The sequence below is a fragment of the Paenibacillus sp. BR1-192 genome, from assembly GCF_029542445.1.
Classification (GTDB): Bacteria; Bacillota; Bacilli; order Paenibacillales; family Paenibacillaceae; genus Paenibacillus_AQ; species Paenibacillus_AQ lautus_A.
This window is the reverse complement of record NZ_CP120718.1, coordinates 226,282-244,566: the sequence shown is the minus strand read 5'-3', so window position 1 is coordinate 244,566 and position 18,285 is coordinate 226,282. Positions and strand designations below refer to the sequence as shown.

The window sequence follows — 18,285 nt, the reverse complement described above, 5'->3', positions numbered from 1 at the left end:
GATGACCTCCTACTTTTCTTGTTTCGCGAACGGCAGCGTCACGGTAAAAGCCGCACCTTGTCCCAAGCTTCCATCGATTTCGAAGTCGCAGTCCCGGCCGTAAATCAACCGCAACCGCTGTTTAATATTTTTCAGCGCAACTCCATGACCACGTAATGGCATCGCCGGCGTTTTTGCTGCCACATCATCCCCGGCCTCTTCCAATGAGGCTTGCAAAGCCGCCAATTCATCCTCCGACAAGCCCCGCCCGTCATCCCGAATGGTCAACAGCACTTCATCCTCAAATCGCGCCACCGTAACGTATACCGTGCCCCCTTGCTCGCGGTCTCCAATCCCGTGCATTATCGCATTTTCAATGAGCGGCTGGAGCAGCAGCTTCGGGACCAGGCAATCGTCCAACCCTTCTTCGATATCGAACATAGCCTGCAACCTGGAACCATGGCGCATCTTTTGGATGCGAATATACGACTCCGCCGTCTCAAGCTCCTCGCCAAGCCGGATGAGGCTTCGGTCCTGCTCCACTGCGCTGCGGATCAGTCGTCCCAAAGCCGTGGCCATTTCCGAGACGTCCTCATTATTGCGCTGCCGGGCAAGCATGCTGATCGACTCCAGTGTATTATATATAAAATGGGGTTGGATCTGGCTTTGCAGCGCGGCTAGCTCCGCCTCTCTTTCCCTCATGCCGAGCACGTATACTTCATGGACGAGCCGGTCGATTTCCTCTACCATCCGGTTGAAGCCGGAACCAAGCCGACCGATTTCATCCTCAGTTACCGGCACGCTCTGCTTGAAATCGCCGAGCTCCACGAGTCGCATTTTTCGTACCAGCGTCCCGAGAGGTTGGGTCAGCCGATAAGAGAAGTAGATGGCTAAGGCCCCGGCCATAACGAGACATATCAGGCCGGCTAGAAGCGTAAAGTTGCGAAGTTCCTTGGTCTCCACAAGCAGGGATGCGACCGGAATATAGCTGACGATATTAATATCGGAATATCGGGAATAGTTGGAGACAACCAAATACTTGCTGCCCTCCATATGCAGAATCTCGCTGGCCGTTTCCGAACGCCCTGAAAGGCCGAGAATCCGATCCGAAAGCAGCTTGGACGCCTCCGTATCCCCATCTGCGGTCGCCGTGTAGAAAAGTTCTTCCCGGCTATTCTGCACGACAATGCCGCCGTTCTCTTCCAGCTTGACATTTTCGACAAGCTGCTTGAACAAAGTCTGCTTCAAATCGATTTTGACTAACCCGAGCGTCCGGTTGGTATTGGGCTCACGGATCAGCCGGGCTACGGAAAAATAGCTTTGATTGCCGTCCAGATAGTAAGAAGGCCGATGCGGCGGAAGCAGCACCCAAGCTCCTCTCGCTTCTACCACTCCAGGGTACCAGGGCTGCCGCTCCATGTCCGAATAGGCAGCGATTGCGCTAGGAGCCAGGCTCGAGAAGGTGTAACCGCTTCCGGCGAAAATCTGGATACTGTCAATCTCTGGCCTGTCGAAGGTCATGCTGGCAATATAAAGCTGCATTTTGGAGCGTTCTTCCACCGTAGGCTGCTGATGTAGACTATCCTCCTCTCTGTACTTGCGCAAGATCGACAATACCCCCGAATCGTATAAAGGCATCAACGTCAATCTCTGCATCTCCATCAGGGTCCTGTCCAAATTCCGGTTGATTTGGTCCACCAATTGAGCGGTATAATCGGAGGTTCTTCGTTCAACGGAGTTGGAGAAACCCACGTAGGTCGCCACGCCCTGCAGGCTGAGCGGAATCGAAATGAGCAGCAGGAAGATCAGCAAAATTTTAGCACGAAGACTCCAGGACTTAAGCGGTTTGAACCTGAAAGACACGCTGGCCACCCCCTTCCGCCAGTCCCGTTTATTTTCACTTCATTGTACAGGAACATAGTGGGGATGACTATGGGATACGAAATCGAATTCCGAAGTTGACTACAGTTAGACTGTGAAATCGATCTCATATTTGTTATAACGATTGAGGATTTTACGGTAGATATGGTTAATCATAAATATCAGTTTCCCGACTTAGCAGCTACCATTCGGAAGCATGGTGTCCCAATAACCAAATCAACAGATAAAATATAAAAAGCGACCGAATCACGGTCGCTTTTTATATTCGTATGAGAGACGCGCGGGAGCACAAACCCTGCCCTGCTCTACTCCAACTCCATATAAAAGAGATTCGTCGTATGATCTTTTGTAATCGTATGCGCTCCTGGAGCAAGTGGCACACTGACCATACCATTCGTCATGGGATAACTCGTTCCATCAATCTTGATCTTGGTTCCGTCTGCCGAATTAAACACTAATGTTAATGTAGCGGTTTCCGTAGAGGTAAAGGTAATGCGGGTTGAACTCTCGATTTTCAAACATTGGGTTAGCGTTAAGCCGTTATACGCCGCAGTTCCCTTGGTTGTGGAGAGATTCCCTACAATATTAAAGAAATCGCTTGCCAATCCGGACGTTGTAAAGTTGTGAACTTGTTCTCCGGTGGACGGCTCTGGTTCTGGTTCCGGCTCCGCCCCGGTTGAATTCCCGCCTACGGATACAAGCCCGCTGGTGTAGCTGCTTATTTTAGCCATTAAAGCTGTATTGAGGGCATAGGATGTGTCGTCAACGGCATCATTGAATTCCCAGGTGAAGTCCCCGTTATTCAGACGTCCGGCTTGTGCGGTAACAATCTGTTCCACATCGCTCACGTTATCGATGTCGGCGCTATTTACTCCCGTATCGACGCTTGTATCGAAATTATTATAAGCCGTTCCTCCCACTAACGCTCTGTAAGAGCTTGGTACGGTTTCATTTCTTGATGAAGCCAAGTATGCATCGAATGAAGTTGCATTTGCCGGAGCTGTCCCGGTATTGGAGTTTGCATAAATCAGACTGTCTGCATCTACGATCCGATTGTTATAGGCCTTAATCACGCCTCCGTCTTCGCCCGAAAATGTCCCTTCCCCTAAAGCATCCGTGCCTTGCAAGGAACTCAACATCGGGTATTTGGCATGTCTAAAGTAATTGGATTCCACAAAGGCCGAAGCTCCCGTTGTTACGCCAACCCCATATTTTGAGACTCCGTCATAGAAGTTATTATAGATGTGAACCGATGCCAATCGGATTCGCGGATGGCGGGAGTCCGAGTGATCAAACCAGTTATGGTGGAAGGTGACAAAGAATTCCTCCGATTCACTCAAACCGACCAAAGCAGCCTTGCCGGAATCCCAGTAGTGATTGTAAGAGAGGGTAATATAGGTTGATCCTTTTTTCAGGTCTGTTGAACCATCGCCCTTGGCCTGGTCGGCATCTCCTCCTGCGGTTCCATAAAATAGATCGTTATTATGCACCCAAACGTTGACGTTTCCTGTATCCATGGAAATTCCATCATCAGGAAACAACATGAGCCCGAGGTTTCTTACTTCCACATTCCCTACGTATCTAAGGAGCAATCCCCACCCATAAGCATAAGCGTCGTCTCCAATCCCTTCGATCGTCATATTCATTTCCGAGTAATCGTTTTTGCCTTTTACTTGAAGGTAGCCGCTGCTATTCAGCTGTCCACTCATGTCGTCATCGGTAACTTTTCCAATAAACCGGATCGCAAGAGGGGTTGTATCATAGCCTTTTTGTCTTAGCGTCAAAATCTCGCCGATCCCCACGCCCGTTTGAACCCCGCCTGAGCTATTGATTTTCACATCAAGGGTTACGGTTCGGGCCGTCTCGGAGGTCACATAAACAACTTGTGCACCATCTTTAAGCGTACCGTCATCATTGTAGGCACCCGAGCCAGTCCCGTATGGCGAGTCTGAGGAAAAAGCAAATCCGGATCGATCATGCGGCGCTACGGACAGGTTATTCGAAACGACACTTACCGTTGAACCGTCCGACAGCCTGGCTTCAACCTTCATCACATAATTTCCTGCTGCAAGTCCAACGGCATCTGCTCTCCAATAGGAAGGGTATTGCCGGATCAGCTCATTATCCATTTGTTGATAGCTGGAATCCGGCGCATTGGCGTGTTTCACGTAGACATTGTATCCCTCCGCATTACTCACGGGTGACCATTCTATATACGCCGTTTCATTCCAGCCCCCGCCGCCGATTATCGAAAGGCCGCCAGCATGGACCGTTGTCTTATTCACCCATCCTCCCGCTATGAGAGCTAGCGCCAGAGAAAACAACAATACCATGCCGGTTACCTTTGCAACGCTGTTCTTCATTTCATCTCCTCCTTTTTTTATTCACTTGTACTTTGTAATCGCTTGCAATAAATTAGAGCTTTCTTATCAGCCTCCTCGCTTTATGGACCCTGTCTGTCAAACAATGTCCTTGTTTAAAATCAACAAATTTTGGAATTCCACCCACAGCTTATCAGCTGCGGAAACAGTTCCGAAACAATCATTTTGTTATAACCTGCGCATTCCGCGATATTCTGAGTTAATGATTATAGGTCGGGGAAATGACACTTCCTCTTGGACAACATCCATCCGGGATGGTCGTGAACGGCTGAAAGCTGCAGATACAAGGCGTAGATCGGGCTATATTTCAGGCTTAAACCGGACGCAAAAACGAAAAAGCGACCGGTTAAGGTCGCTTTGGGGAGATCTTCTAAAGCTCTCTATGGGCTGGCTGCATCATCCCTTGAGTGGGGTGATCCTCTTGGTACTCGTAATATTGCGACTGAACGGGCGCATGGATTTGGGCTTCCATCGGCGGCACTGACGGCTGCTGATAGGGCTCATCCACATACATGATTCTGCGCAGAATTTGCATAAGCCCATTCACAACGCGCAGCGCGACCCAGAACAGGATAAGGCCTACACCTACGTACAGCAGGTATTGCTGATTATAGGTCCAATCGATATGAAAATAACTGAACAAGCTATTCTCCAAAATATCAAGCTGCAGTTCATTCATCAAAATGATATGCACGACCGGAAGAGCAATCAATCCGAGTCCCAGTGAAATCACCGTTACCATAATAACAAAGAATACGATGCCGGTAACAAATCTTAGTAATACGAGCAGCAGGTTTCGAATAAAGAGCGCTCCGTCAAATCCGCTCACCATTCGTTTCAACCAATTCTGCCCAGCTTCAGACTGGTGATTGTAGGTATACGATACAGTAGGATTAGGTAAACCCAAAATTTGCCTAATCATGCTTTGTTCAAAAATCACAATCCCATTCAACAGCTTAGCTACTCCAAAAAACAGCGGTATTCCGATAAATATCGGAGTCAAACCGATGGATAAGGTAAGTCCCGTTATCGCAACTGTAAAATAAATAATCCCTAACGGGAGAGATAGCAATAAATAGAGAATCGTTGCATAGGTTTTCGGATTAAAAAGCACCCAATTCACCTTGCCTGCCCGCGACATTGCAGTCGCTTCTGTTGCCTTCATATTCAAACACCCCTTATGGCTTCATAAGTCACGCTCCAAGTTTATAAATCCATTATATCCGCGTTATTTGGCTGACATAACCGTCTTAGGGGGTATCTGAACCTAGACCTTAGACTAGGAATGGGCCTGGCTCTGGTGAATTTATTGAAGCGAAGACACTATGACCAACTCGCCGAACGACATTTAAACACCGTATAGGCTATAGTGAAAAATCGGTAACGCCCTTCTTATAGGCATACTTCAGAGTATAGGTTTCTTCTTCTTTTCCATAGGGCATGGTAGCCATTTTTATGCGAGTATAATCAAGCCGACTCTCTTTTATCACTCTTTTTACCAAGGCTATACCCTGTTCTTCCTCCGTAACAACACAAAATATATTAAGCGCATACTTCTTCGGGTCGGACATGCATGTCCCCATATCAAAGCCGTCGACATGGCCCAAATCAGCATCCGCTAGAGATAATTCTAAATATTCCATTACTTTTTCTCTTAACCAGTGGTCGCGTTGGCTGCCTTTTGCACTTTTCAGAGGATACTGTATCACTAACCAGAATTTTTCGCTCATTCCAATTCACCAGCCAATCTTCAGTTAATGTGGACATTTCGGGTTATTATACCACAAATGGAAAAGTCACCAACCCTAACACACGGATTGATGACTTTTGTCATTGAACCTAGATTTAGCTAATATACTCTGCGGCAAGTAACGGGTGTAGGAACCGCATTTTATCACTCATCGCTCGTTAAAAAGTATATAGAATTTATCAATTAAAATTCCTTCGTGACCCCTAGTACTTTCCCTTGAATATTTTTTAAGGGAACAGGCCCAAAATGACGGCTATCCACACTTCTTTCCCAATTATCACCTAAGACAAATATATGTTCTTTAGGAATTTTAATTTTAACCATACTCTGATTAAAAAAATCATTTTCTTCCTGAGTTAATTTAAAGTTTGAGTCACTTTCTTTTTGTTTATCAATGTATTCCTGCTCAGTTAGACCGTATTTTGCTGCCACACCGTAAAAACCATCAAGTTTTTTGTCATTGACATAAACTACTCCCTTTTTTATTTCCACACTATCTCCCTCACTTGCGATAAGTCTAGAAATATAATGATCAGCTAATTTAAAATCAGGGTTATCTTTAAATCCCTCGAACTCTGGAGGTATAAAATAAACAATATCGCCCGGCTTCATGATCATACGGTCAATTTCCGAGTCAATTACTAACGCACCATCTTCAGTATAGTGATATTCTGATCGTTGCCGGCTCATATTGTCAATTTTATAGTCAACTGTTTTTAATACCTTCGGTTTTTCTGAATTGTTTATGCTCTCCATGGATGTCTTATCTGTAGAACATCCCGACATTAGAAAAATCAAAATAATACCAAGAATCCACTTTCTTCTCATCACAGCACCTCCTGTTGTAGTAATCCCGATCAAATTATAATATGCACTCACGCTTTATTTACAATTTTTATGATTAAAAATCAATAAATTACATGAATAATCTTCATATCATATTATTTAACGTTTCGGATTTCTTGTTAGTTATTGTTTTTTTTATTTTGTAGTTAATTTATAAAGGGGGGGATTTTGTAAGCTGGAAACTGTACTTATTAAACTTAGTTCCAATAATGGGAAGGCAAGATCCTAAACTTAAAAAAGACGAATAAATTATAGAATTATTCCCTAATTAGAAAGAATTTTTATTAATCGACTCTGGATAAAATTCATTTCCTCAATTAAAACAAGAACCTATATGGGAAAAACAAAAACCAACTTATGTTTGTCAAGCACCCGGGCTTGGATAATTTAAAGTTTGCTGGTATAGTTATTTACAGAACAGCAAAGAACCCCTCCGTTGTCGCGGAGAGTTGGCGGATAAATGTGGAATTACCTATGGTAAGGCTCACCTTTCTTTAGGATCGCATAGATGTGATGAAGTAGCTTGTTGGCGCAAGCAATCACCGCGGCCTTGTAAGGCTGCCTTCTTTCTTTTTCTTGTCGTAATAGTTTCAACTTGGAGCATTCACTTCGTCTGAGACTGAATTGTACGGATAAAAACAAGGCTCTCCTCAAACGCTTAGAGCCCCTCTTGGTAATTCGGTTGCTGGATGATGTAAATTTCTCTGAAACACCCCCGGATCCATTCCGGCATAGGCCACACCAGCTGCTTCGGGTTCTCAAACTGCTGAATGTCTCCAAGTTCCGCCACGAGCGTAGCTGCCAGCTTCTCCCCAACTCCTGAGATCGTTCGAAACAAGGAGTCGAGCATTAAATGAGATAACTGGTAACTCACCGTTATCCTACTTAGATCATTCCACCTCATAACACCAGAGAGCTTAGAAGCTCCCTAGGCTGCATCATCCCTTGAGTGGGGTGATCCGCTTACCTCCATACCTCAGAGTTCTCCTCAATCCAACCATCCCTTGCTACGTGCGATATCGATTGCCTCGATCCGTGTATTCGCCCCGAGCTTCCCAATCGCCTCTGACATATAGTTCCGTACCGTTCCATAGGATAGAAACAGCTGTGCTCCAATATCTTGAAGAACTAAGCCTTGGGCAGCCAACTTCATGACTTCACGCTCCCTGGGTGATAATGGACATGGATCATCCCATACCGCGAGCGACAATTCTGAATTGATGACACGTTTCCCATCATAGACCCGACGAATCGCATCAGCCAGTTCCTCGCTGCCCGTATCTTTAAGAAGATATCCATAAACTCCTGCCTGCATAGCCCGCTGGAAATATCCAGGACGCGCGAATGTCGTCAAGATGATGACACGACAAGCTGACTTATTTTTTTGAATTAATTCCGCAATATCTAACCCCGTTTTCAGCGGCATCTCAATATCCAGAACAGCTACATCGGGTTCATATTGCTGAATCATGGACATCACTTCTTCCCCATTTTCAGCTTGACCGACGACTTCAATATCATCTTCTAACGAGAGTAACGTTGCCAGTGCTCCCCTTAATAACTTTTGATCTTCTGCCAAAACAATACGAATCATCTAAGCACTACCTACCTTTTCATTTCGTATTACCCTAGGTATATGTAAGGTGACTTCCGTCCCCTTGCCTGGGGACGAAGACAGCGACATACGACCATCGATCATAACCAACCGCTGCCGTAAACCGGCGAGGCCATTACTGCTAGTATAGAATTGATCCATATCTGCCCCAATACCGTCATCACTTACGGATACACGAACTTCCCCTTCCTGAATGTCGAGAAGAACGCTGCAACTTGTTGCTCGGCTATGACGAACGACATTTGTAATCGTCTCGCGAAAACACATCGCCAAGATCGTCTCCTGCAAGGGTGTTAACGGAAGCGGATTGTTCACTAAAGCGTCTTCCGTCCCTACATTAGAAGGTCTTGGATCTGAAATCGATTGATATTGAAATAAAAGCGGTATGCCCGCAGCTGAACATAACGATACAGCATGCTTATATTCGTCAGCGAGATATGTAACTTTCATCTCCGTAACCAATTCTCGCATTTGTTTCAAGGCTGCGCGTGCCGTTTCTCGTATTTCACGAGCCTCTGCTATCGCTCTCTCGGGTTGGCGATTGACCAATTTCTCAACGACCTCCCCTTTTAGTGCGATTAATGACAGCGTATGCCCCAATGTATCATGTAATTCACGTGCGATCCGCTGGCGCTCCTCCTGCTGTGCCATTCGTTCAGCAGTTTCTGCCCGCAGCCGCGCAGACTTCTGTTGAAATCGGGTCGAAGTTCGAATAATATACGGCAGAATACAGATGCCAAACATAGGCACCAGCCCTATCCATACTAGGCTGCCCATCCGATCCAAGTAAGGAACGGCGATAAATCCCATAGCTACAGTGAACACGATCGTTATAGAGAGTAATATCGGCAGCTTTTGTTTGCTCAGCGGAGCAGCTATCATAAAACCCATAAACGTATACATAGGGTGAAATACAGCTGCTAAAATTAAAAGTATACCCACCTGAACGATCAATATTGGCGTGGCCCACTTTAAATAAAAGTAGGATTGTCGAAATAATAGAACGAATATGCCTAACAGAACAAAGCCAAGCCACTGTATACTTGATGGCTCATAGAGTAGAAAGTACATGGGTATCATTACATTTGTTAACAAAATATAAGGAGCGACTCCTTCCGATTTTGGAAAGAGACGCCACTTTTCTCTATTCAATTAGACCGCATCCCGTCGATTATATATATAGATTGATAGTAGCATAAAGAGGAGACCGCATCCTGTCAAAATTATGAAATCGATACTTGCTGGATTTTTTCCAGCGATCATATTCCATGCCCCATTGGCATATCGGTGAGATGGAAGCCATTCCCCGACCGAGCCCATCCAACTTGGCAAAGTACTAAGCGGCATCCAAAGCCCCCCCACAATGGCAAGCCCCATCTGTAACACATTTCCGATGGCAACGGAAGTATTCGCGTTTTTAAGCGTTCCTAACAAGGCACCAAGCGCCAGAAAAGATATGCTCCCAATCCATAACCATAATCCGCATAAAATCCATTGCCCGGCTGTCAATTGTATATCATGAACAAGGCCAGCAGATAAAAATATAACTACAATGACGATCAAGTGAACAGCCATTTGCGATACGATTTTGCTGCCAATCCAGACGGCAGGAGATAGTGGAGTTAGCTTCAACAAGCGTACCCACCCGTCTTGATGCTCGAACGATAGACGGATACCGAATTGAGATACCGCTGTACCAATCAAACTGAATGCAGTCATTGACATCAATGAAAAGACACCCCAAGTTGTTGATTGAATCGATTGATCTACCCCATTCATACTTGCAAATAAAAAGTAGAAAGCAAGCGGCATCGCAATGGAGAAGAGTAAGAAGAATGGACTACGGATAATTCGTATACTTTCTGCTTTGGTCTGGGCAACAAACATATGTAACATGGCTATTTTCCTCCTAAAAATGTTTATTATCGTATAATTGTTTGTTTATTTGAGCCTGTAAGACTTCGGAATGTATCTTCTAAACTGGCGGATTGTATATCAATATCGGAAATTCCCCATTCAGACTGCATCAGTGTAAATAACAATACATCGGTCTCTTGGGCATAAAGGCGAATCCGCTCGCCGTTGCATTCCGCCTTTTCTACACCAGGCAATGTGAGCCATTCCTGCTGGGCTGGCGCGTTCGCCGCTCGAAATGAAACGGTTCTAAGTGCTGTTTGAGCTTTTAAACGTTCTGGAGTACCTTCCGCAACAACCTGTCCACTGGCGATGACTGCGATGTGATCTGCGACAGCATCAGCTTCATCTAAATGATGTGTAGTCAAAAGCACCGTACGTCCGTCACTTGCCAGTGCTTGGATGGTGTCCCAAAAGCGGCCACGAGCCTCGATATCCATTCCGACGGTTGGTTCATCAAGCAGGAGAAGCTCTGGATTTCCCGCCAAACTCTGAGCGAAGGCTAATCTACGGCGTTGTCCTCCAGACAGGGAGGATGCGCGTCGTTTCTGATCCGCATGGAGACCCGAAATGTCTAACAATCGCTCTAGCGACATCGGATTACGATAATAACTGCGGAACAATTTAAGCACTTCTTTCACCGTAAGTCCATCTGCTGCTTTAACATCCTGCAAAAGAGCTCCAACACGTTGCCGCAATTCTTTTGTGCCGGACGGCATCCCCAAGACCCTGACTTCTCCTGATGTTGGCTTGACCATTCCGAGTATCATGGAAATGGTTGTTGTCTTGCCTGCCCCATTCGGTCCGAGCAATGCTGTTATTTGACCTTTTTCAAATGATAGATTCATATGATCAACGGCGCAGTAATCGCCGAATTTCTTTACTAGATTTATACATTCAATCGCCTTTGTCATTTTGTCCTAACCTCCGCTAATTTCTTCTTTCGTTACTTGATGTCCTCATTATATTGAAAAAGCGCGATATTCAATTAGTGTGGGTTGTCACAAGCCGGTTATGACAAATGTCAGAAAAAAGAAAGCAAAAAAAAGAAGGACCTCTAGGCCCTTCTTCAGCATAACTGCATTTAACGCTCTTTGAGTGAGGTGTCTTGCTTTGCAAAACTTATAGCTAAGGATTTTACACTTTTAATCGAACACAGAAAAATCCACAACCTCTGAAGTGACCCCATGAATGATTCAACGGACAATGCGGGTGTACAGGCTATCAGGTGTTCGGAAGGCGCGACATTAGTAGCTACAGTTTCTGGTTCAACGCCATTTGGGAAGATGGATAAGGGCATTAAACTAGGCACTCTAAATTCGGAAACACCTAATTGTCCGCCAGCGTCGAAAATTGCCTGTTTTGGGGATCGGAGCGACAGACTATTTCACAAAACCCCTTAGACATATGTACGCACATTAACATCGACTGCGTTTAGACTAATTTAAAAAAGTATCAAACTTTTTCTATTCGATGGTGTTTATCTATATAGCAGCAACATTCACACCCATGGAAATGAAGATTTATATAATCCAATTTGAAGGTTGAAAATCATTTTCAAGGCTTAGTCACTTCAATTTCGTCATCATCGTTAAGATCTGGTGAACTGTAGAAAAAATACATCTTCCCATCAATTTTCGCTGTTAAATTAGGTACCTGTTCTTTATTTTTTATTCGAATGCTGAATGAGTTTTCATCTCCTAATATAACAACACCACCCCAAACTGGAATGTGCTCTAAATGGTTATCTTTGTACGTTGGATAGGAAGCTTTTATGATTTCTATGTCTGAAGACTCTATTTTTTGCTGATAAGCGTGATTATATAGGGACCATAAGTTCCAACCTTTTTTCTGAAGAGTAATAATCCCTTTAATTTTACCGTTCTTTTCATATAAGTAATGGTGAAATTGATAGTCCTCTTTTGATATTAACATAACTTCTTTGCTCGATATTCCATTTTTCCAAAGTATCCCTTCGGGAGTAAATGTTCTAAAGAAATATACAGCTAATAATACTAAAACTACAGTAATTGACACGAAAGTAATAATCATTTTTTTTTATACCTTTTCATAGTTGGCGAAGCACCTCCAGTAATGAAATCTGCTATAAGATTCTCCTATTATATCTAAGCCTTTACTCAAGTGTCCCTTTTTTCATTTGACGATGTCTGTATTTAGCTAGAAAGATACGCCAGCAAAGCTTCATAAGATTTGGAACAGAGTGTGCGTTTTCTTTGAGATAGGACAATGCAGAACGGTTTCCTCGTTTCGTATTGCATTCGCTGCATGAAGCGATCAGGTTTTGCGGAAGATCCGAGCCGCCTTTGCTTGAGGGGATAATATGGTCCACTGTCGTGGCGTGTCGTCCGCACCACAAACAAGTGTGATGATCTCGTTTCAGTGCAGCTTTTCGATAGTTCCGAAATAAGAACGGATTATAAAGCAATTGGATCGTCTGCTCATCAATCCAGACAGCTCGCGATCGCTCAACTTCCCGCCAAGCCCGATGGGGTAAACATGGTGTTAGTTGTTGCCCATCCATATTGAGTACCGTTATCAATGGTTCCTCTCCATCATGACTATGATTCATCGATTTCACTCCATCTGTACGACATGTTCTAACCTATAGTATTAATATAAAACAAAAACACCATCCTCATGCGGATGGTGTTCATTATGATGGAACCGAGGGGAGTCGAACCCCTGTCCGAAGATAACGACAGCACAAGCTTCTATGGGTGTGGTGACAGATTTGATGTCACCTGAAAGTATTGCGAAGCAATGCTAGCATCGTATGCGATACTCGAACTCCCTGTCACCGGATTCCCTTCAGGTCACTGATTGTCTTCTTCAGCTAGCCTCAAGCGGAGACTAGACAGCGTATCCCACTAAAGTTGAGCCCTCATTTCCTGGTACACGGCGATACAGAGCGAGAGCACACGTGCAAGGTTATTAAGCTAATTGCCATACCACCCCAAAACGCACTACCAACTATGATCCCTAATAACATTCGCAGACCAAGCAGGTATATTCTCTATGCAATATATCAGCTTACTTTCTGCGATTTCAGCAACAATCGTTGGTTGGTTTGTGTTATCTATAATAAAAACCTGATCTGCAATGGCTAGTGCAGGCTTTAAATTTTGCAATGACTGACCGTATCGAAAACGAATATCCTCTTCAGCAATCCAATGTCCACCCTGCTCGACACGAGAGGCCACACGGTCAATATGCATTTGCACATCTTGAAGTCCAATATAGTACATGACGATGTCATAACCGCTTTCCTTAGCAATTTGCATATGCTTTAGAACAAATGTACCTGATAGTGTAGTTTCAATTGCAAAATGCTCCTGTCTTTTTATCAACGATCTGATTCTTTTGACCGCTTCTCTTCCCGCCGAAAGATCGACACTTCTTGGATCATCTGGTTTTAGTTCACGGGCAATCTGATCAGGGTCAACCAACTCGCCTAACCATGCTCTCATCTGCATACTGAGCGTGCTTTTTCCCGCCCCATTTGTTCCTGCAAAAACCGTCATAACTGGTTTTAGTTTATTCATGATATTCGAACTCATGTCGATTTCCGGTTGCATCATAAATGATTTCGAACTTATTACCGTTAGCATCCTCACGTACTCGTTTATTATTCTTGATATAGTAAATGGATGCCCCTGACTCTCTGGCTTGCTTGCGTGCATGTTGATTCGCTTTTTTCAGAATTTCTTGGAGCTGCTCTCGATTGGCAACCATCCTGAGTCCCCTCCAGTTTTCTAATTACGCTTATTATATCATAAACAGAAGAGCCACCAACCAGATCACTGGCTGATGGCTCTATCATTGTTATGTATGGAGGCGAGGGGAGTCGAACCCCTGTCCGAAGATAACGACAACACAAGCTTCTACGGGTGTAGTGACAGATTTGATGTCACCCTAGGAACTCCCTGTCACCGGATTCCCTTCAGGTCAGCCTGATTGTCTTCTTCAGCTAGCCCCAGGCGGAGACTAGACAGCGTATCCCACTAAAGTTGAGCCCTCATCCCGGTACATGGGCGATACAGAGCGAGAGCACGCTCACAGGTTATTAAGCTGCGAAAGCGTAGTTGTTTTGTTGTTTGCCGTTTAATTGGCTTTAGCGTTGATGAAGTGGACGCGTCCCCACTACCCGCTACTCATGCCCGAACTATCCCCGTCGAATCCAAAAACGCCCCCTTAAGTTGGAGAAATGCCGGTGCTTCGCACCTTAGCGTTCCTGCCAAAAAGGGCTATCGGATTAAATCAAAGAATATTCAGCCATAGCAGTCGATTGATGCCACACACTCTTTCCCTCCAAGAAAGAAGAATGCGCCAACTGTATGCCGATTGTCAAAGATCTTATTGATCTCTTACATCACTTAGTATATCACATTCGACATCAAAATGATATATACAATGCAGGTAACACAGCTAAAAGCTGCCATCCCACAACGTTCATTACACATGATGCCGATTTCTTAAGCGACATGCCACGAATAGCCGTAATTACCTTGCAATCTTCTGCTTCTCGCGCAGTGCACGCTGGATATCGCGTTGTGCATCCTTCTTAGCAGCATCGGCGCGCTTGTCGTACTGACGCTTACCTTTACCGAGGCCCAGCAACAACTTCGCATAGCCGTTACGGATGTAGATCTTCAGCGGTACGATCGCGTAGCCTTCCTGCTTGGACAGGCCCAGCAGCTTGCGGATCTGCTCCTTGTGCAGCAGCAGCTTCCGTGTACGCGTAGGGTCCGTCGGATTGTTGCGGTTCCCTTGCTCGAACGGGCTGATATGCATATTATGGATATGAATTTCGCCATTCCTGATGGTTGCGAATGCATCTCCGATGTTGGCACGGCCGTTCCGTATGGATTTGATCTCCGTTCCGGTCAGCACCATCCCGGCTTCATACGTATCCTCGATGAAATAATCATGGGAAGCTTTTTTGTTCTGGGCCAGAACCTTCCCGTCACTTTTCTTACCCATGGTCTCACCCCTTGTCATCAACAATGATAATGGAAAAAGGACTTCCGGCAGACCGCCAACATGCAATCTCACCAGAAGTCCATTGTATCAAACGTCAGCCTCCAAAAGCAAGGCGGGGCAAGCGACTCCCTCGATGGATCAAGAGAGGATTCTTACTTTTTCTTCTTGCGGACAAAAGCGGCCGTGCCGTTTCCGCCCTTGCTCTTCCGTTTGCGGCCACCCCCGCCGGAGTTGCCTCCAGCGTTACCGCCGCCCGGCGTTGGACCTTCGCCGATGAAAATGCCGCTGCCCGACGTCTTCTTCCGTCGGCCCTTCCCGCCAGCGCCGCCGGAGCGCGCGTTGCGGTCAAAGCCAAGAGCGCCGCCGCTGGCGGAGCTGTAGCCGCCTTTGCCGGAGCCAAAAGCGAAGCTCGCCGGCTGCTGCTCGCCAGCGCCAGCACCAGCGCCCGCTCCAGCTGGCGCCTCGCCGCCGCGCTTGCCGCGGCCGCCCTGGCCGCCGGCGCTGTCATTGCGGCGCCCGCCTGGCGCGCCGCCTTCAGCCGCGCCGCGTTTACCGCCGCGGCCCTTGCCCCCGCGGCCTCCGCCGTCGCGGGCACCGAACCCGCGGCCGCCATTGCCGCCGCGGTCGCCCTCGCCACGCCCTTGGCGGCGCGGCTTCATGTCCACCATCTCAAAATCGATGGTGTGCTCATCCATGTTCACGTTCGCCACGCGAACCTTCACATCGTCGCCGATGCGGTATACCTTCGACGTACGCTCCCCGATGAGAGCCATATGGCCTTCATCGAAATGGTAATAATCGTCGGTCATCGCGCTGAGGCGGATCAAGCCTTCAACGGTGTTCTCCAGCTCGATGAACATGCCGAAGCTGGTGACGCTGCTGATAATGCCTTCGAATTCTTCGCCGACCTTATCCAGCATGAACTCGGCTTTCTTGAGCGCTTCCGTATCACGCTCCGCATCCACGGCTACGCGCTCGCGTTCCGAGGATTGCTGCGCAATGTCGGCCATCCGGCCGGCCAGCTGCTCATGACGGCTCTCATTCAGCGCCCCGCCGCTCTCCAGCACTTCCCGGATGACCCGGTGAATGACCAGATCGGGATACCGCCGAATCGGGGACGTGAAGTGAGAATAGTATTCCGCGGCAAGGCCGAAGTGACCCGTGCTCTCCGCATCGTATTTCGCCTGCTTCATCGAACGGAGCATCATCGTGCTGAGGACGGTCTGCTCCTTCGTGCCCTGAATGTCGTCCAGCAGGCTCTGCAGTGCCCGCGGATGGATCGCGTTCCCACGCCCTTTGACGTGATAGCCGAAATTGGCCGCGAAGGCCATGAAGTTCTGCAGCTTCTCCTGATCCGGATCCTCGTGGATCCGATAAATGAAGGGAACCTTCATCCAGTGGAAATGCTCCGCCACCGTTTCGTTGGCCGCGAGCATGAACTCCTCGATGATCTGCTCCGCGATGGAGCGTTCTCTTTTGACGATGTCCACCGGTTTGCCGTTTTCGTCCACGATGACCTTCGACTCCACGAAGTCAAAATCCACCGCGCCCCGGCGCATCCGGCGGTTCCGCAGCTTCAGGGCCAGCTCGCGCATCAGGCGGAAATCCTCCACGAGATCGCCGTAGCGCTCGATCAGCTCCGGATCCTCATCCACCAAAATTTTGCGCACATTGTTGTACGTCATCCGTTCTTTCGTGCGGATTACACTGGTGAAGATATCATGCTTCACGACCTTCATCTGCTCATTGAATTCCATCTCGCAGGACATCGTCAGACGATCCACCTGCGGATTCAAGCTGCATATGCCGTTGGACAAGCGATGAGGAAGCATCGGAATGACCCGATCCACCAAATACACGCTGCAGCCGCGGTTATACGCTTCCTTGTCCAGCTCGGACCGATCGCGCACGTAATAGCTGACGTCGGCAATATGAACGCCCAGACGGTAATTCCCGTTTGGCAGACGCTCCACGTTCACCGCATCATCCAGGTCCTTGGCGTCTTCGCCGTCAATCGTCACGATGTTCAGACCGCGCAGATCGCGGCGGCCCTGCTGCACGATCTCTTCTTCCGTAATGGCATCGGGCGCTGCGTCCGCTTCGGCCAGCACTTCTTCCGGAAAGCCCTCCGGCAGCTGATGCTTGCGGATAATGGACAGGATGTCGACGCCCGGATCATCCTTATGCCCCAGAATCTCCACGATTTCGCCTTCTGCCGCAGCTCTTCCTTCCGGATAGCTCACCAGCTTTACAACGACCTTCACGCCGTCAACGGCGCCATTGATCGCATGCTTCGGAATAAAAATATCCCGGTTAATCCGTTTGTCGTCCGGCAGCACGAAGCCATAGGCTTCATGGTTCTGGAACACGCCCACCACCTGGGTAACGGCGCGCGTCACGATGCGGACCACTTCGCCTTCCATTTTGCCGCCGTCGCTGCTTTTGGAGCTGATCCGAACCAGCACGGTATCTCCATTCATCGCACTCTTCAGGTCATTGGCATGAATGTACACGTCCGGATGCTCGCGGTCATCGGGAATCAGAAAAGCAAAACCCTTCGCGTGGGCCTGCAGCCGTCCGCGCAGCAAAGACATCCGTTCCGGCACGCCATAGCGCTCGGTGCTCGTCAGAATGATTTTTCCGGATTGCTCAAGTTCATTCAGCAGCTTCAGGAACTCCCTGAATTCATGGGCATCCTCAATCGCAAAATGCTGCTCCAGCTCCTGGTACGTCATCGGTTTGTATGCAGTTTCCCGCATAAAGTTCAGTAATGTTTCTTCAGTTATCATGTTATCACCTCGGGAACCTGCAATTTCATCGTTCCTCTATCCATTCTTTACCTTTATATACTCATACCCTAGTATACACGAATTTAATCCCCGGTATCCTTCCGAACACCGCCCTTACCTATGTAATCC

General features: G+C 47.1%; 16 protein-coding genes and 1 other RNA gene. All 17 read right to left on the bottom strand.

The window, feature by feature from the left end:
• Positions 1–9: 9 nt before the first annotated feature.
• The 17 genes from P0X86_RS01145 to rnr all read right to left on the bottom strand — a co-directional run bounded on the left by P0X86_RS01145 (position 10) and on the right by rnr (position 18,156).
• The gene (locus tag P0X86_RS01145) at positions 10–1,842 is read right to left on the bottom strand and encodes a cache domain-containing sensor histidine kinase (RefSeq protein ID WP_277747539.1); all 1,833 of its coding nucleotides are present in this window, start codon (positions 1,840–1,842) and stop codon (positions 10–12) included.
• 323 nt (positions 1,843–2,165) lie between these two features.
• The gene (locus tag P0X86_RS01140) at positions 2,166–4,223 is read right to left on the bottom strand and encodes a pectate lyase family protein (RefSeq protein WP_277747538.1); all 2,058 of its coding nucleotides are present in this window, start codon (positions 4,221–4,223) and stop codon (positions 2,166–2,168) included.
• 388 nt (positions 4,224–4,611) lie between these two features.
• Positions 4,612–5,406: a sensor domain-containing protein gene (locus tag P0X86_RS01135; protein ID WP_277747537.1), complete on the bottom strand. Its 795-nt coding sequence runs from the start codon at positions 5,404–5,406 to the stop codon at positions 4,612–4,614.
• A gap of 199 nt (positions 5,407–5,605) precedes the next feature.
• Complete coding sequence (locus P0X86_RS01130; protein WP_277747536.1) at positions 5,606–5,971, bottom strand: hypothetical protein; 366 nt, start codon at positions 5,969–5,971, stop codon at positions 5,606–5,608.
• Positions 5,972–6,174: 203 nt separating this feature from the next.
• Entirely contained in the window at positions 6,175–6,819 is a 645-nt protein-coding gene (gene lepB / locus P0X86_RS01125) for a signal peptidase I (protein ID WP_277747535.1), read from the bottom strand.
• Positions 6,820–7,305: 486 nt separating this feature from the next.
• Complete coding sequence (locus P0X86_RS33250; protein WP_452516354.1) at positions 7,306–7,653, bottom strand: transposase; 348 nt, start codon at positions 7,651–7,653, stop codon at positions 7,306–7,308.
• A 172-nt stretch (positions 7,654–7,825) separates the two neighbouring features.
• Complete coding sequence (locus tag P0X86_RS01115) at positions 7,826–8,431, bottom strand: response regulator transcription factor (RefSeq protein ID WP_036664865.1); 606 nt, start codon at positions 8,429–8,431, stop codon at positions 7,826–7,828.
• The gene (locus P0X86_RS01110; protein ID WP_119850474.1) at positions 8,432–9,604 is read right to left on the bottom strand and encodes a sensor histidine kinase; all 1,173 of its coding nucleotides are present in this window, start codon (positions 9,602–9,604) and stop codon (positions 8,432–8,434) included.
• Complete coding sequence (locus tag P0X86_RS01105) at positions 9,605–10,348, bottom strand: ABC transporter permease (protein ID WP_036664867.1); 744 nt, start codon at positions 10,346–10,348, stop codon at positions 9,605–9,607. It lies immediately after the preceding gene.
• A gap of 26 nt (positions 10,349–10,374) precedes the next feature.
• Positions 10,375–11,280, bottom strand: coding sequence for an ABC transporter ATP-binding protein (locus P0X86_RS01100; protein WP_277747533.1), 906 nt, complete (start codon positions 11,278–11,280; stop codon positions 10,375–10,377).
• Positions 11,281–11,923: 643 nt separating this feature from the next.
• On the bottom strand, positions 11,924–12,403 hold the full coding sequence (locus tag P0X86_RS01095; RefSeq protein ID WP_251500254.1) for a hypothetical protein: 480 nt from the start codon (positions 12,401–12,403) through the stop codon (positions 11,924–11,926).
• A 97-nt stretch (positions 12,404–12,500) separates the two neighbouring features.
• Positions 12,501–12,956 carry an HNH endonuclease gene (locus tag P0X86_RS01090; protein ID WP_277747532.1) on the bottom strand — a complete coding sequence of 152 codons (456 nt, stop codon included), beginning with the start codon at positions 12,954–12,956 and terminating at the stop codon, positions 12,501–12,503.
• Positions 12,957–13,350: 394 nt separating this feature from the next.
• The gene (locus P0X86_RS01085; RefSeq protein WP_192570046.1) at positions 13,351–13,929 is read right to left on the bottom strand and encodes an ATPase; all 579 of its coding nucleotides are present in this window, start codon (positions 13,927–13,929) and stop codon (positions 13,351–13,353) included.
• Positions 13,922–14,119, bottom strand: coding sequence for a hypothetical protein (locus tag P0X86_RS01080; protein WP_192570047.1), 198 nt, complete (start codon positions 14,117–14,119; stop codon positions 13,922–13,924). The genes P0X86_RS01085 and P0X86_RS01080 overlap by 8 nt, the downstream gene beginning before the upstream one ends.
• A 94-nt stretch (positions 14,120–14,213) precedes the next feature.
• Positions 14,214–14,578, bottom strand: a transfer-messenger RNA (tmRNA) gene (ssrA, locus tag P0X86_RS01075).
• Between the two features lie 309 nt (positions 14,579–14,887).
• Positions 14,888–15,367, bottom strand: a complete 480-nt coding sequence (smpB, locus tag P0X86_RS01070; protein WP_036664873.1) for an SsrA-binding protein SmpB — start codon at positions 15,365–15,367, stop codon at positions 14,888–14,890.
• Positions 15,368–15,519: 152 nt separating this feature from the next.
• Positions 15,520–18,156, bottom strand: a complete 2,637-nt coding sequence (gene rnr / locus P0X86_RS01065; protein ID WP_277747531.1) for a ribonuclease R — start codon at positions 18,154–18,156, stop codon at positions 15,520–15,522.
• Positions 18,157–18,285: the final 129 nt, after the last annotated feature.